At 68.6% G+C, this 25,524-nt stretch carries 23 protein-coding genes; 15 read left to right on the top strand and 8 right to left on the bottom strand.

The window, feature by feature from the left end:
* Nucleotides 1-5: 5 nt before the first annotated feature.
* From ASG72_RS17380 to ASG72_RS17335, 10 genes are all read left to right on the top strand, one after another.
* The gene (locus ASG72_RS17380; RefSeq protein WP_244488858.1) at nt 6-1,031 is read left to right on the top strand and encodes an ABC transporter permease; all 1,026 of its coding nucleotides are present in this window, start codon (nt 6-8) and stop codon (nt 1,029-1,031) included.
* 73 nt (nt 1,032-1,104) lie between these two features.
* Complete coding sequence (locus ASG72_RS17375; RefSeq protein ID WP_056715080.1) at nt 1,105-2,028, top strand: ABC transporter permease; 924 nt, start codon at nt 1,105-1,107, stop codon at nt 2,026-2,028.
* A gap of 30 nt (nt 2,029-2,058) precedes the next feature.
* On the top strand, nt 2,059-3,138 hold the full coding sequence (locus ASG72_RS17370) for a BMP family ABC transporter substrate-binding protein (protein WP_056715077.1): 1,080 nt from the start codon (nt 2,059-2,061) through the stop codon (nt 3,136-3,138).
* Nucleotides 3,139-3,316: 178 nt separating this feature from the next.
* Nucleotides 3,317-4,486 carry an ABC transporter substrate-binding protein gene (locus ASG72_RS17365; RefSeq protein WP_056715073.1) on the top strand — a complete coding sequence of 390 codons (1,170 nt, stop codon included), beginning with the start codon at nt 3,317-3,319 and terminating at the stop codon, nt 4,484-4,486.
* A 196-nt stretch (nt 4,487-4,682) separates the two neighbouring features.
* Nucleotides 4,683-5,609: a branched-chain amino acid ABC transporter permease gene (locus ASG72_RS17360; protein ID WP_056715069.1), complete on the top strand. Its 927-nt coding sequence runs from the start codon at nt 4,683-4,685 to the stop codon at nt 5,607-5,609.
* A complete protein-coding gene (locus ASG72_RS17355; protein ID WP_056715067.1) occupies nt 5,606-6,601 on the top strand; it encodes a branched-chain amino acid ABC transporter permease in 996 nt (331 codons plus the stop codon). Before ASG72_RS17360 ends, ASG72_RS17355 begins: the two co-directional genes overlap by 4 nt.
* Complete coding sequence (locus ASG72_RS17350; protein WP_056715064.1) at nt 6,594-7,343, top strand: ABC transporter ATP-binding protein; 750 nt, start codon at nt 6,594-6,596, stop codon at nt 7,341-7,343. The genes ASG72_RS17355 and ASG72_RS17350 overlap by 8 nt, the downstream gene beginning before the upstream one ends.
* A 5-nt stretch (nt 7,344-7,348) precedes the next feature.
* Nucleotides 7,349-8,047, top strand: a complete 699-nt coding sequence (locus tag ASG72_RS17345; protein ID WP_056715061.1) for an ABC transporter ATP-binding protein — start codon at nt 7,349-7,351, stop codon at nt 8,045-8,047.
* Between the two features lie 16 nt (nt 8,048-8,063).
* Nucleotides 8,064-8,534: a cupin domain-containing protein gene (locus ASG72_RS17340; protein WP_056715059.1), complete on the top strand. Its 471-nt coding sequence runs from the start codon at nt 8,064-8,066 to the stop codon at nt 8,532-8,534.
* Nucleotides 8,535-8,613: 79 nt separating this feature from the next.
* On the top strand, nt 8,614-8,925 hold the full coding sequence (locus ASG72_RS17335; protein WP_056715056.1) for a PilZ domain-containing protein: 312 nt from the start codon (nt 8,614-8,616) through the stop codon (nt 8,923-8,925).
* Between the two features lie 315 nt (nt 8,926-9,240).
* Here the strand turns inward: ASG72_RS17335 and ASG72_RS17330 are convergent, their stop codons facing one another.
* Complete coding sequence (locus tag ASG72_RS17330) at nt 9,241-10,482, bottom strand: flavin-dependent oxidoreductase (RefSeq protein ID WP_056715052.1); 1,242 nt, start codon at nt 10,480-10,482, stop codon at nt 9,241-9,243.
* 273 nt (nt 10,483-10,755) lie between these two features.
* Between ASG72_RS17330 and ASG72_RS17325 the strand changes: the two genes are divergently transcribed.
* The 3 genes from ASG72_RS17325 to ASG72_RS17315 all read left to right on the top strand — a co-directional run bounded on the left by ASG72_RS17325 (nt 10,756) and on the right by ASG72_RS17315 (nt 12,935).
* On the top strand, nt 10,756-11,028 hold the full coding sequence (locus tag ASG72_RS17325; RefSeq protein WP_056715049.1) for an HU family DNA-binding protein: 273 nt from the start codon (nt 10,756-10,758) through the stop codon (nt 11,026-11,028).
* Nucleotides 11,029-11,103: 75 nt separating this feature from the next.
* On the top strand, nt 11,104-12,279 hold the full coding sequence (locus ASG72_RS17320) for a VWA domain-containing protein (RefSeq protein WP_056715047.1): 1,176 nt from the start codon (nt 11,104-11,106) through the stop codon (nt 12,277-12,279).
* Between the two features lie 59 nt (nt 12,280-12,338).
* Nucleotides 12,339-12,935, top strand: a complete 597-nt coding sequence (locus ASG72_RS17315) for a hypothetical protein (protein WP_056715044.1) — start codon at nt 12,339-12,341, stop codon at nt 12,933-12,935.
* A gap of 31 nt (nt 12,936-12,966) precedes the next feature.
* Here the strand turns inward: ASG72_RS17315 and ASG72_RS17310 are convergent, their stop codons facing one another.
* On the bottom strand, nt 12,967-13,389 hold the full coding sequence (locus ASG72_RS17310) for a universal stress protein (protein WP_056715040.1): 423 nt from the start codon (nt 13,387-13,389) through the stop codon (nt 12,967-12,969).
* 209 nt (nt 13,390-13,598) lie between these two features.
* Here ASG72_RS17310 and ASG72_RS17305 point away from each other — a divergent pair, with 209 nt between their 5' ends.
* Nucleotides 13,599-14,834 carry an MFS transporter gene (locus ASG72_RS17305; protein ID WP_056715035.1) on the top strand — a complete coding sequence of 412 codons (1,236 nt, stop codon included), beginning with the start codon at nt 13,599-13,601 and terminating at the stop codon, nt 14,832-14,834.
* A gap of 94 nt (nt 14,835-14,928) precedes the next feature.
* Here the strand turns inward: ASG72_RS17305 and ASG72_RS17300 are convergent, their stop codons facing one another.
* The gene (locus tag ASG72_RS17300) at nt 14,929-15,249 is read right to left on the bottom strand and encodes a 2Fe-2S iron-sulfur cluster-binding protein (RefSeq protein ID WP_056715032.1); all 321 of its coding nucleotides are present in this window, start codon (nt 15,247-15,249) and stop codon (nt 14,929-14,931) included.
* 74 nt (nt 15,250-15,323) lie between these two features.
* Nucleotides 15,324-15,662 (bottom strand): Hpt domain-containing protein, encoded by a 339-nt coding sequence (locus ASG72_RS17295; protein ID WP_056715029.1) that lies wholly within the window; start codon nt 15,660-15,662, stop codon nt 15,324-15,326.
* 261 nt (nt 15,663-15,923) lie between these two features.
* Here ASG72_RS17295 and ASG72_RS17290 point away from each other — a divergent pair, with 261 nt between their 5' ends.
* Entirely contained in the window at nt 15,924-21,629 is a 5,706-nt protein-coding gene (locus ASG72_RS17290; protein WP_056715026.1) for a hypothetical protein, read from the top strand.
* Between the two features lie 145 nt (nt 21,630-21,774).
* Here the strand turns inward: ASG72_RS17290 and ASG72_RS17285 are convergent, their stop codons facing one another.
* The 4 genes from ASG72_RS17285 to ASG72_RS17270 are packed head-to-tail and all read right to left on the bottom strand — an operon-like array spanning nt 21,775 to nt 25,524.
* Nucleotides 21,775-22,377 (bottom strand): ABC-type transport auxiliary lipoprotein family protein, encoded by a 603-nt coding sequence (locus ASG72_RS17285; protein ID WP_244488857.1) that lies wholly within the window; start codon nt 22,375-22,377, stop codon nt 21,775-21,777.
* 4 nt (nt 22,378-22,381) lie between these two features.
* Nucleotides 22,382-23,524, bottom strand: coding sequence for an MlaD family protein (locus tag ASG72_RS17280; protein WP_056715023.1), 1,143 nt, complete (start codon nt 23,522-23,524; stop codon nt 22,382-22,384).
* A 10-nt stretch (nt 23,525-23,534) separates the two neighbouring features.
* Nucleotides 23,535-24,365, bottom strand: coding sequence for an ATP-binding cassette domain-containing protein (locus ASG72_RS17275; protein ID WP_082540444.1), 831 nt, complete (start codon nt 24,363-24,365; stop codon nt 23,535-23,537).
* Between the two features lie 16 nt (nt 24,366-24,381).
* Complete coding sequence (locus ASG72_RS17270; protein ID WP_244488856.1) at nt 24,382-25,524, bottom strand: ABC transporter permease; 1,143 nt, start codon at nt 25,522-25,524, stop codon at nt 24,382-24,384.

Below are 25,524 nucleotides of genomic sequence, written 5' to 3'. Positions count from 1 at the left end.
GCTCAATGCTCTATCTGAGCCCGCTGATCGCGGTGGTGCTGACCATGGCGCTCGGCACGCTGGTCTTCACCCTGATGGGCTATGACGGCATCCGCGCCGTGCACGACATCTTCCTGACGCCGTTTCTGGAGCCGCAGCGCTGGCCCGATCTCGGCGTCAAGGCCGCGCCGCTGATCATGATCGCGCTCGGGCTCGCGATCGGCTTTCGCGCCAATGTCTGGAATATCGGCGCGGAGGGGCAATACATCATGGGCGCCATCGCCGGCACCGGCGTCGCCCTCCTGACCTATGAGATGAGCGGCTGGTGGATCCTGCCGGCGATGGCGCTGGCCGGCGTGCTGGGCGGCATGGCCTGGGCAGCGGTTCCGGCGCTGCTGCGGGTGCGGCTGCAGGTCAGCGAGATCCTGACCAGCCTGATGCTGACCTATGTCGCGGTGCAGGCGCTGTATTATCTGGTGCGCGGCCCGTGGAAGGACCCGGACGGCTTCAATTTTCCGCAGACGCGGATGTTCACCGCGGATCAGACGCTGCCGGTGATGCTCGAGGGTTCGCTGGTGCATCTCGGCATCCCCCTCGCGCTGCTCGCGGCGGCTCTGGCCTGGCTGGTTCTGGAGAAGACGGTCGCGGGCTATGGCGTGAAGGTGGTGGGGCTGGCACCCGCCGCCGCGCGCCATGGCGGCTTCAGCGCCGATGCGGTGACCTGGGCCTCGCTCCTCGCCGGCGGGGGGTTGGCCGGGCTCGCCGGGCTGTTCGAGGCGGCGGGCCCGTTCGGCCAGCTGACCCCGCAATTCCCCACGAATTACGGCTTCACCGCCATCATCGTCGCGTTTCTCGGCCGGCTGCACCCGCTCGGCATCGTCTTCGGCGGCGTGATCCTGGCCGCGACCTATGTCGGCGGCGAGGTGGCGCAGACCACGGTGAAGCTGCCGCAGGCGGCGACGGGGATGTTCCAGGCGCTGCTGCTCTTCGTGCTGCTCGCGACCGACGTGCTGGTGAAATACCGGATCGTCCGGCGGGAGCGCAGCGCGTGAGCCGGACCCTCCCCCCCGATCGCCCGCGCGGTGACGCGGCTGCGGCTGGCGCCGACCTCAGGAGCGCGGCGCCATGAACAGCGTCATCCTGGTCTCGATCGTCATGACCCTCGTCGCGGCCGCGACGCCGATCCTGCTCGCGGCGCTGGGCGAGCTCGTGGTCGAGAAGAGCGGCGTGCTCAATCTCGGCGTCGAGGGCATGATGCTGTGCGGAGCGGTCGCCGGCTTCGCGGTGGCCTATGGCACGGGCAGCACCGGGCTCGGCCTCGCCGCGGCCGCGCTCGCCGGCATCGCCACCGCCATGGTCTTCGCCGTCCTGACCCTGTCGCTCACCGCCAACCAGGTGGCAACCGGGCTGGCGCTGACGATCTTCGGCATCGGCGCCTCCTCGCTGATCGGCGCGGGCTTCGTCGGCCGCACCATCGAGCGGCTCGGCCCGGTCTTCCCCGAGGCGCTCGCCGGCCATCCTTGGCTGCGGGTCGTGTTCGGCCATGACGTCATGGTCTATCTGTCGCTGGCGCTGGTGCTGGCGGTCAGCCTGTTCCTGCGCCGGACGCGGCCGGGGCTGATCCTGCGGGCGGTCGGGGAAAACGACCAGTCGGCGCATGCGATCGGCTATCCCGTCATCGGCATCCGCTACGCCGCCATCGCCTTCGGCGGCGCGCTCGCCGGGCTCGGCGGCGCCTATTTCTCGCTGGCGCTGACGCCGATGTGGGCCGACAGGCTGACGGCCGGCCGCGGCTGGATCGCGCTGGCGCTTGTCGTCTTCGCCGCCTGGCGTCCGGGACGGCTGCTGCTCGGGGCCTATCTCTTCGGCGCGGTGATGACCCTGGAACTCCAGGCCAAGGCGGCGGGCATCGCCTGGCTGGCGCCCGAGGTGCTGGCCATGGCTCCCTATCTTGCGACAATCGTGGTTCTGACCATGATGTCGCTGAGGCGAGGCGCGGGACGGCTCGATGCGCCGGCCTGCCTCGGCAAGGCTTTCACGGCGTCCTGACGCCGCCGACACAACAGGAGACGACGAGACATGACCTCCATCATCACCCGCCGCCGCTTCACCTTCGGCGCCGGCGCCGCCGCCACCCTGCCCTTCGCCGCCGGCCGCGCGCTGGCCCAGGCGCCCTTCGGCGTCGGCTTCATCTATGTCGGGCCGGTCGGCGATCATGGCTGGACATGGACCCATGACCAGGGCCGCAAGGCGCTGGAGAAGGAGTATGGCGACAAGATCAAGACCAGCTTCATCGAGAACGTGGCCGAGGGGCCCGACGCCGCCCGCGCGATCCGGCAGCTCGCCCAAGCCGGCAACCAGCTGATCTTCACCACCTCCTTCGGCTTCATGAACCCGACCATCCAGGTCGCGAAACAGTTCCCGAAGCTGAAATTCGAGCACGCCACCGGCTATCAGCGCGCCGAGAACGTCGCCACCTACAATGCCCGCTTCTATGAGGGGCGCGCGGTGATCGGCACCATCGCCGGGCACATGTCGAAATCCGGCACGGCCGGCTACATCGCCTCCTTCCCGATCCCGGAGGTGGTGATGGGCATCAACGCCTTCACCCTCGCCGCGCAGAAGGTGAACCCGAACTTCAAGACCAAGGTGATCTGGGCCTCTACCTGGTACGACCCGGCCAAGGAGGCCGATGCGGCCAAGGCGCTGATCGACCAGGGCTGCGACATCATCACCCAGCACACCGATTCCGCCGCCGCCCTGCAGGCGGCCGAGCAGCGCGGCGTCTTCGCCTTCGGCCAGGCCTCGGACATGAGCGCCTTCGCGCCGAAGGCCCATCTCTCCGCGATCGTCGACGATTGGTCCGGCTACTATATCCGCCGGGTCAAGGAGGCGATGGACGGCAGCTGGAAGAGCGGCGACGTCTGGGGCGGCATCAAGGACGGGATGGTCAAGCTGGCGCCCTACAACGCCGCCGTGACGCCGGCTGCGCGGCAGGCGGCCGACGCCGTCCAGAAGGGCATCGTCGACGGCTCGCTGCACCCCTTCACCGGCGAGCTCAAGGACCAGAAGGGCGTGCAGCGCCTGAAGGCGGGCGAGAAGGCCTCCGACGAGATGCTGTCCAAGATGGACTGGTATGTCGACGGGGTGCAGGCCTGAGCCTGGGCGACCCCCGAGCCTTGGTCCCGAAGCGATCGGCCGGGGGCGGATTTTCTTCGCCCTCGACCCCTTGCAGATATTTTAAGCTTGAAACAATATGGGCCGGACGCGCGATGAGGAGGGTGAGGGCCCCCTGTCGCGCCGAGGCGTTCACGCTCGTCCCGGGAGGACATCGGATATGAGACTGAAACTCGCATTCTCGCTCGGCGCCGGGCTTTTCGCGCTGACCGCCGCCTCCGCTCAGGCCCAGGAGGCGCTGAAGATCGGCGTCGTCAGCGTGCTCACCGGCCCGGCCGCCTCGCTCGGCCAGCAGGTCCGCGACGGCTTCCAGCTCGCGGTCGACAAGAATGGCGGCAAGCTCGGCGGGGTGCCGGTGCAGATCACCGTGATCGACGACGAGCTCAAGCCCGACGTCGCCGTCGGCAAGGTGCGCAGCTTCATCGACAGCGGCAAGGTCGACTTCGTCGTCGGCCCCGTCTTCTCGAACATCCTCGGCGCCATCGCCAAGCCTGTGCTGGATTCCGGCGCCTTCCTCATCAGTCCCAATGCCGGCCCCTCGACCATGGCGGGCAAGGGCTGCCACCAGAACTTCTTCGTGACCTCATACCAGAACGACCAGGTCCATGAGGTTCTGGGCAAATACGCGCAGGATCAGGGCTTCAAGCGCGCCTATATCATCGCCCCGAACTATCAGGCCGGGAAGGATTCGCTCGCCGGCTTCAAGCGCTATTTCAAGGGCGAGATCGTCGACGAGGTCTATGCGCCGCTGACCTCGATGGATTTCGCCTCGGACCTGGCCAAGATCGCCTCCACCAAGCCGGATGTGGTCTTCGCCTTCCTGCCGGGCGGGCTCGGCGTGAATTTCGTGAAGCAATGGTCCCAGGCCGGGCTCCAGGGCAAGATCCCGTTCCTCAGCGCCTTCACCGTCGATGAATCGACGCTGCCGGCCCAGCAGGATGCCGCGGTCGGCCTCTATGGCGGCATGACCTGGGCGCCGAACATGGACAACGCGCAGACCAAGGCCTTCGTCAGCGCCTATGAGGCGGCCTACAAGATCGTCCCCGGCTCCTATGCCCAGCAGGCCTATGACGCCGCGATGCTGATCGACTCCGCCGTCAAGGCGGCTGGCGGCACGGGCGACAAGGACAAGCTGCGGGCCGCGCTGAAGAAGGCCGATTTCACCTCGCTGCGCGGCAAGTTCAAGTTCAACACCAACGGCTATCCGATCCAGGATTTCTACCTGGTCAAGGTGGCCAAGCGCGCCGACGGCAAGTTCCAGACCGAGATCGCGCAGAAAGTCTTCACCGATTACGCCGATCCCCACGCCAAGGATTGCGCGCTGAAGTGACGGCGTCGCGCTGACGGCGCAGGCGTCTCCGCCGGCCGGCTTGGGGCGCCTGACGATCAAGGGGCCGCTCCGGCATCGCCCGCGATGCCGTGGCCGGGTGCGAAAGCGACGCGGCGCCCGGGCCATCCTCTCACCCTGCCCCTCTCATCGCGGAGGGGCCCGGCCGCGCCCTTCCGGCCGGCGACCGCGGAACATCATGACCACCGGACTCCTCATCGTTCAGATCCTCAACGGCCTCCAGCTCGGCATCCTGCTGTTTCTGGTCGCCGCGGGTCTGACGCTCGTCTTCGGCGTGATGGACTTCATCAATCTGGCCCATGGCGTGCAGTACATGCTGGGCGCCTATCTCGCCGTGACCTTCATCGGGCTGACCGGCAGCTTCCTGCTCGGCTTGGCGCTCGCCTTGGCCGCGGCGCTGCTGATCGGGCTCGCGCTGGAATTCCTGATCTTCCGCCATCTCTATGAGCGCGACCATCTCGACCAGGTGCTGGCCACCTTCGGGCTGATCCTCCTGCTGAACCAGGCGGTGAAGATGGTCTGGGGCGCGGCCCCGCTTTCGGTCGCCGTGCCGGAGCTTCTGAGCGGCAATGTCCGGCTGCTCGACGGGATCCTCTACCCGACCTATCGCTTCGTGCTGATCGGGGCCGGGCTGGCGGTGGCGGCGCTGCTCTGGTTCATCGTCGAAAAGACCCGCACCGGCATGCTGCTGCGCGCCGGAGCCTCCAATGCGCCGATGGTCTCGGCGCTGGGCGTCGATATCCGCAAGCTGTTCATGATCGTCTTCGCCTTCGGCACCATGCTCGCGGGCTTCGCCGGGGTGATGGCCGCGCCGATCCTCTCCGTCGAACCGGGCATGGGCGACAACATCCTGATCCTGGCCTTCGTGGTCATCGTCGTCGGCGGCATCGGCTCGATCCGCGGCGCCTTCGTCGGGGCGCTGATCGTCGGGCTCGTCGACACACTCGGCCGCTCCTTCATGAACGATCTGCTGCGGCTGTTCATGTCGGCGCCATCGGCCCGGGCGACGGGGGCGGCGCTGTCCTCGATGCTGATCTATCTCGTGATGGCGACGGTGCTGTTCGTGCGTCCCGAAGGATTGCTGCCGGCCAAGGGCCGCTCATGACCGTCGAGGCCAGCACGCAAGCCGCGCCCCCTCGCCCCGCCGCGCCGGCGCGGCATCGCCCTGTCTTCGTGATCGCGCTGTTCCTGGCGCTGGCGGCGGTGCCGCTCGCCGTGACGCTCGGCCTGCCGGCGCATTGGCTGACGCTGGTGACGCGGGCCATGATCTTCGCCATCGCGGCCCTGTCGCTCGACCTGATCCTCGGCGTCGGCGGGCTGGTCTCCTTCGGTCATGCCGCCTTCATCGGCATCGGCGCCTATGCCACCGGGATCATGATCACCGAGGGGCAGACGGAGGCGCTGATCATCCTGCCGGTGCTGCTCGCGGCCTGCGCCGTCTTCGCGGCGGTGACGGGCGCGGTCTCGCTGCGCACCCGCGGCGTCGCCTTCATCATGATCACGCTGGCCTTCGGCCAGATGGCCTATTTTCTGGCGCAGGCCTTGTCGGCCTATGGCGGGGATGACGGGCTAACGCTCTATGAGCAGAGCACGCTGGCGGGCTTCGAGCCCTTCGCGAACCGGACGACGTTCTTCTATGTCGTGCTGGCGGTGCTGGCCTTCTGTCACGTCCTGGTCCGGGCGCTGGTGGCCTCGCGCTTCGGGCGCGTGCTGCGGGCGGCGCGGGAGAATGCGACGCGCGTGACGATGACGGGCTTCGATGTCGGGCGCGTCCGGCTGGTCGCCTATGTGATCTCCGGGATGATCGCCGGGCTGTCGGGCTTCCTGCTCGCCAACCAGACGGAATTCGTCAGCCCCGCCTTCATCTCCTGGCAGCGCTCCGGCGAGCTGATCTTCATGGTCGTGCTCGGCGGTGTCGGCAGCCTACACGGCGCGATATTGGGCGCGCTGGCCTTCCTGATCGCGGAGGATGTGCTGTCGGGGCTGACGGAGCATTGGAAGGTGATCTTCGGCCCGATGATCGTGCTGTTCGTGCTGTTCACCCGCGGCGGGCTGGTCGGCCTGCTCGGCAGGCTGACGGGGCGGCGCGATGGCTGAACCGGTCCTCGCCCTGATCGGGATCAACAAGGCCTTCGGCGCGCTGAAGGTGACGGATTGCGTCTCGCTCGCCGTCCAGCCGGGGGAGCTGCATGCCCTGATCGGCCCCAATGGCGCCGGCAAGACGACGCTGGTGCACCAGATTTCCGGGGTGCTGCGGCCCGATGCCGGGCAGATCATGTTCAAGGGCCGCGACATCACCGAACTCGCCTCGGAAAAGCGGGCACAGGCCGGGCTAGCGCGGACCTTCCAGATCACCTCGACGATCCCCTCGCTCTCGGTGCTGGAGAATGTCGCCCTCGGCGTGCAGGCGCGCGCGGCGCATCCGCTGGCGCTGCTGCGCAATGCGGCGGAGGATGCGGCGCTGAACGAGCCGGCCTGGGCCGCCATCGCCGCGGTGGGGCTGACCGAGCGCGCCCATGTTCTGGCCGGACGGCTGTCGCATGGCGAGAAGCGCGCGCTCGAGATCGCGATGGCGCTGACCTTGGAGCCGAGCGTCATCCTGCTGGACGAGCCGCTCGCGGGTGTCGGACGCGAGGAGGGCGAGCGGCTGATCGCGCTGTTGAACAGCCTGAAGGGACGCTATGCGATGCTGCTGGTCGAGCATGACATGGAGGCGGTGTTCGCGCTGGCCGATACGGTGTCGGTGCTGGTCTATGGCCGCGTAATCGCATCGGGCGACCCTGCCAGCGTGCGTGCCGACCCGGCCGTGCGCGAAGCCTATCTCGGCGAGGAGGGCTGATCCTCATGCTCGTCGTCGAACAGCTCGATGCCGGCTATGGCGAGGCGCAGATCCTGTTCGGGGTCGATCTGTCCATCGGCGACGGCGAGGTGGTGACGCTGCTCGGCCGCAACGGCATGGGCAAGACCACGACGGTGCGGGCGATCATGGGGCTGATCCCGGCCAAGGCCGGCCGGATCAGCGTCGATGGCCGCGATCTGACGGGCGCGCCGCCCTTCCGCATCGCCCAGGCGGGCATCGGGCTGGTGCCGGAGGGGCGCCAGATCTTCCCGACGCTGAGCGTGGAGGAGAACCTGATCGCCACCGCCGCCAGCCGCTTCGGCAAGCCGCGCTGGGACATGGAGAGGATCTACGCCTTCTTCCCCCGCCTGAGGGAAAGACGGGCCAATCGCGGCAACCAGCTCTCGGGCGGCGAGCAGCAGATGCTGGCGATCGGCCGGGCCCTGATGACCAATCCGCGGTTGATCATCCTGGACGAGGCGACGGAGGGGCTCGCCCCGCTGATCCGCCAGGAGATCTGGGCCTGTCTCGCGGCGCTGAAGAACGAGGGCGAATCCATCCTGGTCATCGACAAGAACGTCGATGCGCTGGCGCGGATCGCCGACCGGCATGTCGTATTGGAAAAGGGCCGCGTCGTCTGGCGCGGCAGCAGCGACGATCTGCGCAGCGACGCCGCGGTCAAGGACCGCTTCCTGCACTTCTAGCCAAAGGAGAACACCGATGAAGCCGCTGACAGCAGGCGTGACCCGCGCCAATGAGGGGCTGGACGCCATCTCCTGGAACATCCTGGGCCAGACCTATGTGCCGAAGACGCTGACGCCGGAGAGCTTCTCCTGGCACGCCACCTTCCCGCCCGGGACCTTCGTGCCGCCGCATATCCACCCGACCCAGGACGAGTTCATCTACATGCTGGAGGGCCGGCTCGACCTCGTGCTGGACGGGCAGGAGAGCACCGCGGGCCCCGGCGACCTGATCCGCCTGCCCCGCAACGTGCCGCACGGGCTGTTCAACAAGAGCGACGCCACGGTGAAATGCCTGTTCTGGGTCTCGCCCACGGCGCGGCTCTACGATCTGTTCTGGGCCATTCATTCGATGGCCGAGCAGAACCCCGCCGAGGTGGTGGCGCTGTCGGCCAAGCACGAGGTCGATTTCCTGCCACCGCCGCCGGACGGCGCCGATCCTGCCGCTTAAGGTTAAGCGCAAGCCGAAGCTGCGCGGGCGGCGGATCTGCGGCAGAACCTTTGGACGGGGCCGACGCCGGAGAGATCGCATGACCGCCAATCGCCGACAGCACCGCCGCGAGCGGGTCTACGAAGCGGCGCGGCTGACCTTCAACGGCGAGCAGTCGGTCTTCGCCTGCACCATCCGCAACGTCTCCGAGACGGGCGCGCTGGTGCGGCTGGCCGATTGGACCGAGCTGCCGCAGCATTTTGCCCTGGCCCGCGCCGGAGCGGCTCCCGTGCGGGTGAAACAGTGCTGGCGACGCGGTGACGATGTCGGCTTGGCCTATCTCGACCCGGCAGATGACCAGGTCGGCGCGCCGGTTGACCTGTCATCGTGGCGTGCGGCCCGTCAGCGCTAGGTGCGGCTCGCAATCCAGAACCGCACCAGATGATTGCAATTAGAGATTGCAAGCACACCTTTTAGTTGTATTCTTAACTGGCAACAGGGGGATACAATCATGCAGCTTTCGTCTTATCTGCCGCTTCTCGCCGGGCTGTTCCTCTCGACCCAGATCCTCTCGGCCCAAGCCGCCCTACCCGGATCGCCGGAGCGCCCGGCCGGTGTCAGCGAGCGCGCCGCCCCGATCCTGGAAGCCCGGGGCGGCTGCGGCTCCCGCGGCGGACCCGGCTACCGCAAAGCGAACGGCCAATGCGCTGGGTGGAAAGGCTGAGACTCAGCGCTTCGCCAGTTGCTCGACGGCGAAACCCGCTTTCCCGGCATAGGATTTCACGATCGCCTCGCGCTTGGCATAGCCCAGCACGCGCTCGACATCGTCGAAGCCGTTGGGTGCCAGCGCCTCGACCGCATCGATGACCCGCTCCGGCCCGCCGACCCGGTTCATCGCCACCACCTCCGCCGTCGCCGGCAGGCGGATCGCCTCATAGGCCGCCAGCGCATGGCGCGGATGCTCGGCCTTGACCAGCCAATCCGCGAGGCAGCGCGCGTCCAGAATCGCCTGCGAGGCGCCGTTCGAGCCGACCGGATACATCGGATGGGCGGCGTCCCCGAGCAGCGTCACCCGGCCATGGGTCCATCGCGGCAGCGGATCGCGGTCGCACATCGGATAGTCCCAGAAGCCCGGCGTCGCTTCGATCAGCGCCAGGATGTCGACGCCCGGAATGGTGAAGCGCCGGGCGAAGGGCAGCACGTCCTCGAGCCGGCCGGGTTTCGACCAGGCCTCCTTCGGCGGCGGCTTGGCGGGATCGCCGGTGCGGATGTTGACGACCCAGTTGGTCAGCCGCGTGCCGGGCGTCTTGCCGGGCGCGATCGGGTAGAGCACCAGCTTGCCCTTCATGCCGCCGGCGATGATCATGCTCTCGCCGTCGAGGAAGACCGGCCAGTCGCAGGCGCCGCGCCACATCTGCACGCCGTTCCAGCGCGGCGGACCCTGATCCGGGAAGAAATGGCTGCGCACGGTGGAATGGATGCCGTCGGCCGCGATCAGCAGATCGGCACGGGCCGTCTCGCCGCTCTCGCCGCGGCGTGCATCGACGAAATGCGCCGTGACGCCGCCTTCATCCTGGACGAAGCCCTGCAGGCGGCGCCCGGTCTTCAGCGCCTGCGGGCCCATCCGCTCCAGCACCGCGTCGCGGATCACCCCCTGCAGCCGGCCGCGATGGATCGAGAATTGCGGCACCGGCGCCCCGGCATGGATGCCGCGCAACTCACGCCAGACGGTCTGGCCGAAACGGTTCATGTACAGGAGCTCGCGGGTGCGGATCGCGACCGCGTCGAGCGCCGGAAGCAGCCCGAGCTGGGCGAGTTCGCCGATCGCATGCGGCAGGGTGTTGATGCCGACGCCGACCTCGCGGATCTCGCCGGATTGCTCGTAGACCGTAGCGGCGATGCCGCGGGCCTGGAGCATCAGCGCCAGCGTCAAACCGCCAATCCCGCCCCCGACGATGATGACTTTCATGCCCGCCCCCGTAATTATTTTAAGTTTGAAATATCGCCGCCGAGCTTGTCAATCGCCTCGCGGCCGGGAGACCGCGCTCGGATTACCGTCAAATCCGGCGGAACGAACCGGTTTTCTGTGCGTATCTAGCGCCATGGCTGTCGCCAAGACGTGATTCGCGTGTCAAGTGGCAGCCCGTGCAGAGCGTACCGATGCATTTTGCATCACCTCGCCTGCACCAGGGGCGGCTCCGGCAAGAGCGCGCTGGCCTGAATTTTCAAAAGGAGGGTTTTCATGACCAAGAACGAACTGATCGCTGCGATCGCCGAAGAGACCGGCAAGCCGAAGACGGACGTCTCCGCCATCCTCGCTTCGCTCGGCGCGATCGTCGCCAAGACGCTGAAGGCCGGCGACGACGTCACGCTCGGCGGCGTCGGCAAGCTGTCCTCCGCCAAGCGCGAAGCCCGCGAGGCCCGCAACCCTTCGACGGGCGCCATGATCAAGGTCCCGGCCAAGACGGTCGTGAAGTTCAAGGTCACCAAGGATCTCGCCGACGCCGTCGCGTGAGTCCGAGCTCGGTCAGGCAGGGCCGGCATGGCCGGCACTGCTTGACCCGCTCGCATAAGCCCGCACAGTAGCGGCATGTTTCTCCGCCTCTTCACCGATCTGCGCGCCGCGAAGATCCCCGTCACGCTGCGGGAGTATCTGGCGCTGCTGGAGGCGGTAGATGCCGATCTCGCCGCCTATCGGGTCGATGATTTCTATTATCTCGCCCGCACCTGCCTGGTGAAGGACGAGCGCCATCTCGATCGTTTCGACATGGTCTTCGCCGCGGTCTTCAAGGGAATGGAGACGCTGCAGCAGGCGCTGGAGCAGGCCGCCATTCCCGAGGAATGGCTGCGCAAGCTCGCGGAAAAATACCTGACGGACGCGGAAAAGGCCGAGCTCGAAGCCTTGGGCTGGGACAAGCTGTTCGAGACGCTGAAGCAGCGGCTGGAGGAGCAGAAGGGCCGCCACCAGGGCGGCTCGAAATGGATCGGCACCGCCGGCACGTCGCCCTATGGCGCCTATGGCTACAATCCCGAAGGCGTGCGCATCGGCCAGGACGGCAACCGCAATTTCCGGGCGGTGAAGGTCTGGGACAAGCGGGAATTCAAGGATTTCGACGATACGCGCGAGCTCGGCGTCCGCAATCTGCGCATCGCGCTGCGCCGCCTGCGCCGCTTCGCCCGCACCGGCGCGGCGGAGGAGCTCGATCTCGACAGCACCATCAGCGAAACCGCCCGCCATGGATATCTCGACGTGAAGTTGCGGCCCGAGCGGCGCAATGCGGTGAAGGTGCTGCTGTTCCTCGATGTCGGCGGCTCGATGGATTGGCATGTCGAGCTGGCGGAGGAGCTGTTCTCGGCGGCCCGCGCCGAGTTCAAGCATTTCGAGCATTTCTACTTCCACAACTGCCCCTATGAACGCGTCTGGCGCGAGAACCGCCGCCGCCACGACCAGACCATCGCGACCTTCGACATCCTGCGGACCTATCCGGCGGATTACCGGCTGGTCTTCGTCGGCGACGCCTCGATGAGCCCCTATGAGATCGCCATGCCCGGCGGTTCGGTGGAGCATTGGAACGAGGAGGCCGGCGCGGTGTGGATGGAGCGGCTGACGGGCAAATTCGCCAAATCGGTCTGGCTCAATCCGGTGCAGCAGCATCTCTGGAGCTATACGCAGTCGATCCGCCAGATCGGCGGGCTGATGGGCGGACGCATGTTCCCGCTGACGCTGGACGGGCTGGACGGGGCGATGAAGGTGCTGGCGCGCTAGCGGGGACTGCCGAGACGCCGGCGCGAGACAAGTCGTCGCGAAGCGGCTATGGCACGGCCATGCAGAACGATCCCGACGCCCCTCCCCCGCATTGGCGCCAGCGCCCCAAGCCGATCGGCTTCGAGATCAGCTATCGCATCGAGGGCGACGCGCTGGTGATCGATTCCACCCGCAAGATCGACAGGGTCGCGCTGGGCGCCGTCGAGCAGGTCCGCTTCATCTATGCCCCGAGCAATGTCACCTCGAAGGCCTACAGAACGCAGCTGCGGCTGAGCGACGGCAAGTCGATCACCTTCGGCAATCTGTCCTGGCGCTCCCTCACCGATATCGAGCGCGACGATGCGCGCTACCACGCCTTCGTGACGGCGCTGTCGGCGGCCATCGCCGCGGCCAATCCGCGGGCGCGCTTCGTCGCCGGCAAGCCGCACTTCATGTGGCTCGCCCTCGCCGTGGTCGGCGGGCTGTCCCTGCTGATGCTCGGCTATTTCAGCCTGCGCGCCTTCCAGCAGGGCGCCACGGCGGCCGGCTTCCTCGGCATCGGGCTCGCGGCCGCCTCCTTCTGGCAGGTCTGGCCGATGGTGACGCTGAACCGGCCGCTCGAACTGGCGACCGGCGAGGTTCCCCGGCATCTCGTGCCGGGCGGTCCGGCGGATTGACCCCCTCGGGGCCCGAGCGCCGGCGTCTTCCCTAGCGCACCACCAGCACCGAGCATTTGGCCCGGCGCACGATGGTGGAGGCGTTGGAGCCGAGTACATAGGCCAGCATGCCGGGCTCATGCGAGCCGATCACGATGAGATCGACACCCGCCGCCTCCGCCTCCGCCAGCACCTCGCCATGCACCGAGCCGACGAGGACCTTGGCCGAGACCTGCTCGGGCGGCAGCGGCACCTTGGCGGCGATGGCGGCGAGCTTGGCCTCGGCGTCGCTCTGCTGCTCGGCATCGAAATCGGCGGGCACGAATTCCATATAGGTGATCGGCACCAGGGAGCGGACATAGACCAGGCGCACCGTGCCGCCCGAGGTTTCGGCGAAGGAGACCGCGGCGCGGATCGCCGGCTCCGACAGATCGGCTTCGGCGAGGTCGATCGGGACGAGGATGGATTTGTACATCGCGCTCTCCTGTTGGCTGCCGTATCATCCGCCGGTCCCGCCTGCGCCGACCATGATCCAGCGCAATCGCGCGCATGCATGTCATGCCCTGGCCAGAATTGACGCATCGACCGGCGGGTTTAAGAGTATCCCTCCATTCAGCGACGACTGTGAAGCCCTGCCCGAGGCAGCTTCCGGCCTCGCCCTTCGTGCCAGATGCCGGATCGCTCATGACCGACGCCACCGCCCCGCGAGGCCTGAAGGCGCTGCAGCATTCGCCGGCGGTCTTCCTGATGGTGCTGGCCTTCGTCAACTGGCTCGGCTTCGCCAGCTGGACGGCGCTGCTCAATAATTTCGCCAAGGAGGCGGCCGGATTCAGCGGCCAGGACATCGGCATCCTGCAATCGGTGCGGGAGATCCCCGGCTTCCTCGCCTTCACCGCGATCGTGCTGTTCTGGTTCATGCGCGAGCAGATCCTGGCCTATCTCAGCCTGCTGGCGCTGGGCGTCGGCGTCGCCATCACCGGCTTCTATCCGAGCCTGGGCGGGCTGCTGCTCACCACGACGATCATGTCGCTCGGCTTCCATTACTATGAGACGTCCCAGCAATCGCTGCAGCTGCAGCTGCTGCCGAAGGCGCAGGCGCCTCGGCTGCTCGGCCGCATCGCCGGCGCCTCGGCCCTGGCGCAATTGCTGGCCTTCGGCTCGATCGCGGTGATCTGGCGCGTGTTCCAGCCCGGCTTCGTCAGCGTTTTCCTCACCGCGGGGCTGCTGACGATCGCGCTGACCCTGGCGACCTGGCTGGCGTTTCCGCGGTTCCAGGGCGCCGTCCCGCAGAACAAGGGCTTCGTGCTGCGGCGGCGCTACTGGCTCTATTACGCGCTGACCTTCATGTCCGGCGCGCGCCGCCAGATCTTCATGGCCTTCGGCGGTTTCCTGCTGGTCGAGCGCTTCGGCTACGACGTCTCGGCGACGGCGACGCTGCTGCTCGCCACCTATGGCATCAACACCTTCATGGGGCCGGTGCTGGGCGGGCTGGTCGGGCGGCTCGGCGAGCGCGCGACGATCCGCATCGAGAACATCTCGCTGATCGCCGTCTTCGTCGGCTACGCGCTGGCCAGCCACGGCCATTTCGCGGGCTGGGGCGTGGCGGTGGCCGGGGCGCTGTTCGTTGTGGACGGCGTGTTCTTCACGCTGACCCTGGCGCAGCGCACCTATTTCCAGAAGATCGCCGATCCCGCCGACATCGCGCCGACCTCGGCGGTCGCCTTCACCATCAACCACATCGCGGCGGTGTTCCTGCCGGTGACCTTCGGCCTGCTGTGGATCAAGGACCCGGCGATCGTCTTCTATATCGGGGCCGGGATCGCAACGATTTCGCTGGCGCTGGCCTTTTTGGTGCCGCGCCACCCGGCGCCGGGCGCCGAGACGGTGCTCCAGCCGCTCCTGCCCGCACCCGCCGAATAGGCCGGGCCGGACAGAGGCGCCGCACGCTCGCTCAGCCCTGGCGCGCGGGCGCTCAGGCTTGGTGCGCCGGCGCTCAGGCTTGGTGCGCGGGTGCTCAGCCTTGGCGCGCCGGGGTGCGCACGACCAGCCCGTCGAGCTCGTCCCTCACCCGGATCTGGCAGGAGAGCCGCGAGGTGGGGCGGACGTCGAAGGCGAAGTCCAGCATGTCCTCTTCCATGGATTCCGGCGTGCCGGTCTTGTCCGCCCAGGCCTCGTCCACATAGACATGGCAGGTCGCGCAGGCGCAGGCGCCGCCGCATTCCGCCTCGATCCCCGGGACGCCGTTGCGGACGGCCGTCTCCATCACGGTCGAACCGGCTTCGCCCTCGACGGTGCGGCTCTCGCCATGGGAATCGATGAAGGTGATCTTGGGCATCTCTTGCTCCGCAGGCCTGCGCTTTTCATCCGGCTTAGAATATTTCGAAGCGGATGGGAAAGCGCTATTGCGCCTCACGCCGCGGCGTCGAAGCGCGAGATCGCAGCACGCGCCTCGGCCGCGGCCAGAGCGAGCGCGTCCATCTCGACTTCGGCGACGCGCGCGCCGCGGCCTAGCAGGCGCTGCTCGATGCGCGCCGCAGCTTCGGCCACCTGCCAGGCGCCGATCGCCTGGGCAGCGCCCTTGAGCGTATGCGCCGCCTCCATGCGGGCGGTTTCATCGGCCCCGTTATGGATGGTGCGGAGGTGCCGCACGCATTGCTGCGAGAAGAGCGCGAGCAATTCGCGCTCCAGTGCGAGGTCGCCGCCGGTCTGGCGGGCGAGGTGGACGAGGTCGATCGCGGGCTGGGACATGGGATGCTCGGGAGCTGGAGTGCGGTCTGTCGCGGCTGCCTTGGCCCGGCGTTGAAGCGCCGACATGGTGAATGAGGCGTTAACGACGTTTGTGAATCGCGCACTCAAATGGGTTTCAATCGAGAGAACGCTCAACTACCCTTCGAATTGGTAAATGATGGGCGTCGTGTCCCCGCGCGATTCCGGGCCAGAGGCGGCTGCGGAACCGAGGCGGTGCACCAGGCAAGCGTTCGTCTTCAGTAGCGTAGCGAGGCGGCTAGCATGACCCGGCAAAATAAGCTTCAGGACCCGACCGAGGCCGCCATGTCGGCCATCGAGGAGGCTTTGAGGCTCGATCAGCCTCAGGGCGAAGGCAATGCCCCGGCCGACGGGCCCAAGCTGCCGGCGGCGACCGAGGCGGATCTGAAGTTCGACCTGCCGCGCGTCGAGACCCCGCCACCGCCGCCCGCGCCCGCTCCGGCGGCCAAGCCCGCGCCGGAGCCGCAGGCGGCCCGGCCGCTGATCGCGCCCGACACCACCCGCGTCGCCAATGACGACCGCCGCGATTCCAGCTCCCTCGTCCAGGCCTTCTCGGCGCGGCCTTCGCTGAAGCCCTATTGGTTCGCGGCGCTGGGCTCGGTCGCCTGGCTGGCCGGCGTCGCCTTCGTCCTGGTCAGCCGCTACGGCTCGTTCTCCGGCGGCGTGCCGGAATCGCTGGCCGGTCTCGGCATCGGCGAATGGACCCTGCTCGCCCTCGCCGCCGGCGCGCCGGTGGTCTTCTTCTTCGTGCTCGCCGCGCTCTACCGGCGCACGCAGGAAATGCGGCTGGTCTCGCGGGCGATGACCGAAGTCGCGCTGCGCCTCGCCGAGCCGGAGGTGGTCGGAGCCGATTCGATCCTCTCCCTGAGCCAGACCATCCGCCGCGAAGTCGCGGCCATGGGTGACGGGATCGAGCGCGCCGTGGCGCGCGCCGGAGAGCTCGAGACGATCGTCCGCGGCGAGATCGCGACGCTCGAGCGCGCCTATGCCGACAACGAGATCCGCCTGCGCTCGCTGATCGACGAGCTGGTCACCCAGCGCGAGGCCGTGGTCGGCAATGCCGAGCGCGTGAAATTCGCGATCAGCGGCGCCCATGAAGGGCTGTCGAAGGATCTCGACAATGCCAGCCGCCTCATCGCCGAGGCGGTGTCGCAAGCCGGCGACCGGGTGTCCGGCTCGCTGGGCGAGAAGGGCGACCAGATCACCATCGCTCTCGGCCGCGCCGGCGAGCGCATGGTCGAGGAGATCAGCGGCCGCGGCAACGAGCTGGTGGAGCGCCTGCAGCTGACCTCCGGCGAGGTCAGCGAGCGGCTGGCCGGCGCCAGCGACCAGCTCTCGACGCTGCTCGACGGCCGTGCGCGCGAGATTTCCGCCTCGCTCGAACGCACCGGCGCGGCGCTGACCGAGGAATTGAGCGCGGGAGCGCGTGACGTCACGCGCGCCATCTCCGAAACCGGCAGCCAGGTCGCCGACACGCTGTCGCAGCGTGTGGAAGCGGTGAACGACGCTCTGCGCGCCACGGGCGAGAGCCTGACCAGCGAGATCGCGCAGCGCGGTGCGGATGTCACAGAGCGCCTGCAGAGCTCCAGCCGTTCGATCGTCGCGCTGATCGAGGGGCAGACCGACGCCGTCGGCCAGCGCCTGACCGAGACCGGCGAGAGCCTGCGCAGCCTGCTCGCCCAGGAAGGCGAGAGCGTCACTACCCGGCTCGCCGAGGTCGGGCGCGGCGTGAACGGCCTTTTGAACCGGCAGAACGAGGCGATCGCCACGCGGCTCCAGCAGGTCGGGGATTCCGTCAACACGCTCATCGGCAGCCAGGGCGAGACCCTCGTCGCGCGGCTGAACGAGACCGCCCGCACGGTCGACGACGTGCTGCGCGAGCGCAGCGACTCCATCGTCCTGCGCGTGGACGAGGCCGGCAGGACGCTGGCCAGCACGGTCGAAAACCATGGCGCGGATCTGACCGCACGCCTCACCGAGGTGGGAGCCACCGTCCACGGGCTGTTCAGCGAACAGGGCGGCGATCTGGTGAAGCGCCTGTCGGAGACCGGCGAGACCGTCCACAGCCTTCTCGACCAACAGTCCGGCGCTCTGGTCAGCCGTGTCACCGGCGCGGCCCAGGAGGCCGCGGGCCTGCTCGAGGATCGCAGCTCCGCCGTGGTCGCGCGCGTCTCCGGCGCGGCCCAGGAGGCCGCCGAGATCCTGGACAGCCAGAGCACCGCGGTCGTCGCCCGGGTGTCGGGCGTCGGCACCGAGGTCGGCGATCTGCTCGATGCCCGCAGCCAGGCGCTGGTCAACCGCGTCAATGGCGCCGGCGAGCAGCTGGTCACCCGCGTCAGCCATGCCGGCGAGGAGGCCGCGCGCCTGCTCGACGCCAATAGCGAGGCGCTCGCGAGCCGGGTCTCCTCGGTCGCTGCGCAGGTCGGTGCGACGCTCGACGGGCGCACCGAGACGCTGGTGTCGCGCCTGGACGAGGCCGGGCAGCAGATCGACGCGCTCGTCCTGCGGCAGAGCGACACGCTGGTCGCCCGGGTGCAGGATGCCGGCGAGCAGTTGCAGGGGCTGATCGGCTCGCAGCGCGAGGCGCTGCTCAGCGGCCTCAGCGAGACCGGCAACCGCGTCAGCTCGCTGCTCGACGAGCAGGCGGGCGCGATGACCGTCAAGGTTTCGCAGGCGGGGCTCGATCTCAAGGACCTGCTCGGCGACCAGAGCCAGGTGCTGGCATCCCGCATCGCCGATGTCGGCCGCTCCGTGCACGGCGTGCTGGCCGAGCGCAGCGGCGCGCTGATCACCCGTCTCGCCGAGACCGGCGAGACGCTGAACCGGCAGATCGACGCGCAGGCCGAAACCCTCACCGCCCGCGTCACGCAGGCGGCGGAAGGCGCGCGCCTCGCCCTCGCCGCGCAGCAGGACGGGCTGATCGCGGGCCTCTCCGAAACCGGAGACCGGGTCGGCAGCATGCTCGGCAGCCAGCGCGAGGCGCTGGTGCGCGATCTCACGGCGGCGGGGCAGGAAGTCCACGGCCTGCTCGGCGAGCAGAGCGAAGAGCTGGCACGGCGTATGGCGGAGGCCAGCCGCTCCCTCACCGAAACCATCAATGTCGACGGGCGCCATGTGGCCGACCGCGTCATCGAGGCGACGGACGGGCTGCGCCAGACCTTCACCACCCATGCCGACGAGGCCCGCACGCTGCTGGCCGGCACCGGCCGCGAGATCGTGCTGGCGCTCACCCAGCAGGGCGGACGCGTCAACGAGGCGCTGTCGGCCAATGCGGAATCGATGCTGCGCTCGGTCGAGGCCCGTTCGCAGGCGCTCAACGAAGCGCTGGCCGGCCGGCATGACGCGCTGGTCAGGCTGTTCGACACGCAGGGCCGCGAGATCGAGACCGGGCTCGGCGAGAGACTGGCCGCCTTCGAGGAGATCATCGTCAACAGGGGTGGCGACCTCGCCTCGCGCGTCGCAGCCGATACCCGCTCCTTCACCGAGACGGTGACCGGCCGCCTGGCCGAGCTCGAGCGCCTGCTGGCGCATGAGGGCCAGGAGCTGGCGGAGAAGGTCGGGGCTCGCTCCAACGAGGCCGCCGAGATCCTGGCGCGCCGCACGGCCGAGGCCGCCGCGGCCATGGAAGCGCAGATCAAGGTGTTCGAGGAGCGCTCCAGCGCCAAGAGCGCCGAGATCGGCCAGTCGCTGGACGGTCTCATCGCCCGCATCGACGGCAATCTCGGCTCCCGCGCCACGGCGCTCAACGAGGCGCTGGTCGAGCGCACGGTCGATATCGCCCGCGTGCTGGCGGAGGGCGGCCGCGAGGTCACCCGCGCGCTGGCGGCCAAGGCCGACGAGATCGGCGAGGCGGTCACCTCCAAGAGCGAATCCCTCACGCGGACGCTCAGCGACAAGGCCGACGCGATCAATTCGACGCTGGGCGGGCGCGCCCTGCAGATCGCCGATACGCTCGACCAGAGCGTCGCGCGCTTCGAGGAGCGCGTCGTCAACCGGCTCGACCTCGTCTCCGGCGTGCTCGATTCCCGCGGCCAGGAGCTCGCGGATACGCTGCAGCAGCGTTCGGATGCGCTGGCCACCAGCTTCGACAGCCGCACCGACGAGCTGCGCAACCTCTTCGACGACAGGGGCATCACCCTCATCGGCGAGTTCGGGTCGCGCGGCCAGGCGATCGCCGACCAGGTCTCGACCATCGGCGACACGGTCGTCCGCGCGATCGAGAGCCGCGGCACCGCCATCGTGGAGCGCCTGCGCGAGCGCAGCGCCGACATCACCGCGGCACTGGAGACCTCCAGCGCCGCCCTGCGCGAGACGCTGGAGAGCGGCTCGCAGCACTCGGTCGAGGCGCTGGTCGCGACCAATGAGAAGCTGCGCGGCGAGCTCGGCGGGATGCTGAGCCGTCTCGGCGAAGCCAACCAGCTGATGCAGCAGATCGTCACCGGGGCGAACAAGAACCTCGCCGCGGTCGAGAGCGGGCTGTCGAACCGCGTCGGCGAGCTGCAGTCGGTGATCGCCAGCGTGATGGACGAGACCGGCAAGGCCTCCCAGCAGGTGGCCGAGCAGGTCAACCAGCTCAAAGCCTTCTCGGAGGGGGCGCTGCGGGAGACGACGGCGCTGGTCGGCCAGCTCGACGACAAGAGCGCCACGCTCGGCGCCGCCACGCAGGAGAGCGCCGCCGCGCTGAACGCCGTCGCCTCGCGCCTCGAGCAGGTCGAGGCGCGGGTCGGCAAGGCCCTGGCGGATCGCAAATCGACGCTGGAAGAGCTGCATGGGCTGATCGCGAGCCGGACCGACGATGTCGAATCGGTCACCCGCTCCTTCGCCGCGCTGATCGACGATTCGCTCGCGGCGGCCGAAGGGCGTGCCCGCCAGATCGGCGGCGTGCTCAGCGAATCCGCCGAGACCACCACGGCGGCGCTGTCCGAGCAGTTCGAGCAGATCCGGGCCGCCACGGCCAAGGAGCGCGAGCGCACCGCCAACGCCCTGCGCGCCGCCTATGAGCAGGTAACGCGCGAGGTCGGCGGCGAGCTCGCCAAGGTCACCGAGCGCTTCCAGACGGCGGCGCAGGACATGCGCAGCGTCACGGCCGAGGTCCAGCGCGAGCTGGAGGCGACCCGCGCCGAGCTGAAGCGCGGCGTGCTCGACCTGCCGCGCGAGACGCAGGAATCGACCGCGGCCATGCGCCGTGTGGTGGCCGAGCAGATCAAGGCGCTCAACGAGCTGACCGAGATCGTCACCAAATCCGGCCGCCGCAGCGATGTGGCGCTCCCGGCCGAGGCGCAGCCCCGCCGGGCGGCGGCACCCTCCCCCTCGCTGCCGAGCCCCGCTTACACCACCGTGACGCAGGCGCGGATGCCGTCGGTGCAGGAGCCGCTGCTGCGGCCTTCGCTCGACCCGGTGATCCAGGAGGCGCCGCGCCAGGAGCCGCGCGTCGAGGCCGCGCCGATCGCCAAGCCGGCCGCCCCGCGCCCGGCCGTGCCGGCCGAGGTGTCCCGCCGCGCGCCGGAGCCGCAGCCGCAGCCGGCCAAGGCCGGCTGGCTCTCGGATCTCCTGAACCGGGCGTCGCGCGAGGACAGGCCGGCGGAGATCAGCCGTCCGACCACCCATTCGATCGAGCGGCTGGATTCGCTGTCGGTCGACATCGCCCGGATGATCGACCATGAGGCGGCGGTGGAGCTGTGGGACCGCTACAAGAGCGGTGAGCGCAACGTCTTCACCCGCCGGCTCTACACCTTGCAGGGGCAGCAGACCTTCGACGAGATCCGCCGCAAATATCGCCGCGATCCGGAGTTCAAGGAGACGGTCGACCGCTATATCGAGGAGTTCGAGCGGCTGCTCGGCGAGGCGGCCAAGGACGACCGCGATTCGATGGTGACCAAGACCTACCTGACCTCCGAGACGGGCAAGGTCTACACCATGCTCGCCCATGCGAGCGGGCGCTTCGAATAGGCGCCGCCCCATCGATCATGAAAAAGGCCGCCGGAACCGGCGGCCTTTTTCATTGTCCGGACCAGGGAGCGGTCAGGCGCGGGAACCTGTTCGCGTCGGGCGAAGCGCGCGCGATCCGTGAGGGACCGGCGAGCCTCCGCGACGCTCAGCGCGCCCAGCGGACGATCTGGATCAGCACCTGGGACAGCGCGCGGTCGAGCGCCTGCGCGGCGGCGGCGCCATCCCCGGCCGAGGCCGGGACGCTCGCGGTGAAGATCCTGGCGCGCTGGACCTGCCCGTTGCGGTCGCCGACCAGCTTGGCGGTGATCTCGACCACGGCCGCGCCGCTGGCGGTCTCGATGGTGAAGCGGCGAATATCGGTGATCAGCTGCACGTCGGGCGTGATCCGGTCGCCCGGGCGCGAGACGGAGGCGATGCGGCTGGCATTCTCGAAGGTCTGCACCAGCCGCGTCTGCACCAGCTTGGGCACCCGGTCGGACCATTGCGCACCGCCGAGGAAGGACAGCGCGCCGGTGGAATCCCTGACGATGATCCGGTCGGAATCCAGCGCCTGCACCGTCGTCGGCTCTGCGATGACCAGCGCGGCGCGCGAGCCGCCGACCCGGCCGAAATCGGACGGTGCCGAGAGATCGAAGGTCGTGGGGGTGGCGCCGCCGCCGCAGCCGGAGAGCAGCAGCATGGCGGAGAGGGCTGCGGGCGCGAGGCGCGCGGGAGTGGCCCGGAAACGCATGGATACGAACATGGACATGAGGTTAGCGCGATCCGCCATATTGAGGAAGCGGCGGCTTGCCGCCGAAAATGAACTGCTGAGGGTTGCGCTCGATATTGCGCAGGGTGCGGTTGAGGTCGGTCAGGGTGCGCTTGCCGTCGGTCGCCAGCGATTCGATCTCGCGCAGGCCGGGGCCGGTGAAGCGGCTGATGCCGGCGGTGATCTCGGCGGTGCGCTTGTCGAGATTATCGGCCAGCACCCGGATCGATTTGGCGGCGTCGGCGACCTCCTGGAAGGCGCTGCGCCCTTCAGTCCCCGACGCGGTGTTGAGGAAGGTCTGCGCCGCCTTCAGCACGCCCTCGACCTGGTCGGCCGCACGGTTCAGCTTGTCGGTGATGGAGGCGACGTCCTTCACGGCCTTGCCGACATCGCCGCTGGAGCTGCCGAGCGCGGCGGTGAAGCGATCGACATTGTCGACGATGGCGCTGACCTTCTTCTGGTCGACCGACTGGACGATCTCGGTGAGCTCCTCGCTGAGCACGCCGAGCTTCTGCGCCAGCGGGTTGATCGTCTCGGCGATGGTACCGAAGCTCTGCATCAGCTTGTCGATGCCGTCGGAATTCTCGGCCAGGGCGGCCGAGAACTTCTCGACATTGCGGACGGTATTGCCGATCGGCCCGGAGTTTTCCTTGACCAGCGTCTCGACGCTGCCGAGCATCTCGTCGGCGCGCTTGGCGATGGTGCGGACGGTCTCGAGAATGTCCTGGAACTCCGAGCGCTCGGCCACGATGGTCGGCATGCTCTGGCCCTGGGCGGGCTTCAGCACGTCGGCGCCGGGCTCGCCGCCGAGCAGCTGGACCGCGACGACACCGGCGAGGCCCTGCGCCTCGATGCGGGCGCGGGTGTCGACGCGCAGCGGCGTCGAGCTGTCGACCTGGACGACCGCATAGATCCGGCGCGGATCGTCCGGCTGCAGCTCGATGCGTGTGACCTCGCCGACGCGCAGGCCGTTGAACAGCACGCTGGAGCCGCGGCCGAGCCCGGTCACCGTGCCGCTGAAGATGATGCGGACATCCTGCCGGCGCCCTGCCCCGCCGCTGTTGAACCAGTAGACGAAGCCGAACAGGGCAGCGAGCACAGCGATCGTGAACAGCCCGACCAGCGCATAATTTGCACGCGATTCCATCGTGTAGTGCTTATCCCTGCGCCGTGCCGGGCAGGCGCGCCTGTGCGCGCTCGCCGCCGAAATATGATTTGATCCACGGATGGTCCGCCGCCAGCATCGTCGCCAGCGGGCCGACCGCGACCACCCGCTTATCCGCCAGCGCGGCAATCCTGTCACAGGACGAATAGAGGCTGTCGAGGTCGTGGGTTACCATGAACACGGTCAGCCCCAAAGTCTGCTTCAGGGTCACGATCAAGGCATCGAATTCCGCGGCGCCGATCGGATCCAGCCCCGAGGTCGGCTCGTCCAGGAACACGATCTCCGGATCCAGGGCCAGGGCCCGCGCCAGGGCGGCGCGCTTGATCATGCCGCCGGAGAGTTCGGAGGGCGCCTTGTCCGCCGCATCCGCGGGCAGGCCGACCAGAGCGAGCTTCACCATCGCCATCTCGTCGAGCAGCGAGGGCGACAGCTTGAGATACTCGCGCATCGGCACCTGGATGTTCTGCTTCACCGTCAGCGCCGAGAACAGGGCGCCGTGCTGGAACATCACGCCGAAGCGGCGCTCCAGGGCCCGGCGCTGCGTGGCGTCGAGCGTATCGACATCCTGCCCGAAGACCTCGATCGTGCCGCGCGCCTTGGAGACGAGGCCGAGGATGGTGCGGGTCAGCACGGATTTGCCCTGGCCGGAGCCGCCGACGAAGCCGAGGATCTCGCCGGCCATCACGTCGAGATCGAGCCCGTCCATGATCACCTTGTCGCCGAACGCCACCTTGAGGTCGCGCACGCGGATGGCCGGCTCCGACGCGGGCGGAGCGGCGTGCGGGCCCGACTCTCTGGCTGCTGCGCTGATCACGTCGCTCATCTGGCGGTTACGGTCCTCAAAAGGCGATGGATGCAAAGAACATGGCGAAGAGCCCGTCGACGACGATGACCATGAAGATCGCCTTGACGACGGAGGCCGTGACCTGGCGGCCGAGCGATTCCGCCGAGCCCTTCACCGCCAGCCCCTCGATCGAGGCGATCAGCCCGATGACGAAGGCCATGAACGGCGCCTTGATCAGGCCGACGGCGAAATGCTTCCAGGTGATGACCGATTGCAGCCGCGCCAGGAAGGTGTCGATGCCGATGCCGCCATAGAGCCAGGAGACCAGCGCCGCGCCGGTGAGCCCCGACATCGAGGAGATGAAAGCGAGGATCGGCAGGGAGATCACCAGGGCCAGGATGCGCGGCACGACCAGCACCTCGATCGGGTCGAGGCCCATCACCCGCAGCGCGTCGATCTCCTCGCGCATCTTCATCGAGCCGATCTCGGCGGTGAAGGCCGAGCCGGAGCGCCCCGCGATCATGATCGCCGTGAGCAGCACGCCGAGCTCGCGCAGGATCAGGATGCCGGTGAGGTTGACGACGAAGGCGGTGGCGCCGAACTGCTGCAGCTGAAAGATGCCCTGCTGGGCGACGATGCAGCCGACCAGGAACGAGATCAGCATGATGATCGGCGCGCCGTTGAAGGCGATCAGCTCGATCTGGTTGACGAGGGACGGCCCGCGGAACTTCGACGGCTTGACGATGACGCGGCCCAGGCCGACCACCACCTCGCCCAGAAACACCGAGCCGCCGACCAGATCGCGCCCGAAACGGATGATGGCGGCGCCGATATTGACGAGGACGCTGACGACGCCGAACTCGCCGGGCGGGGCGATGGTCGCATGGTCTTGGACCGCCACCTCCTCCAGCAGGATCGCATGTTCGCGCCGGTCGCTGACGATGTCGATCTCGGTGCCTTGGGGATTTTGCGCCTTCAGCCGGTTGACGACATAGGCGCCCAGCGTATCGAGCCGCCCGACGGCGGAGAGATCGACCCGCGCGCGCTTGGCCGCGGCGATGCGCCCGCCGATCTCCGCCACCAGAGCCTCGACGCGCGGCGCCCGGTCGGCGCTCCACGAGCCCGACAGGATGACCGCCAGCGTGCCGGCTTCATCGCGGAAGAGTGCCTGGGGCTCGGCGGGGTCGAGGGTCGCCAT

This window comes from Allobosea sp. Leaf344 (assembly GCF_001426225.1).
Lineage (GTDB): Bacteria > Pseudomonadota > Alphaproteobacteria > Rhizobiales > Beijerinckiaceae > Allobosea.
Note: the sequence above shows the minus strand (reverse complement) of the source record. Positions and strands in the feature narration are given on the sequence as shown.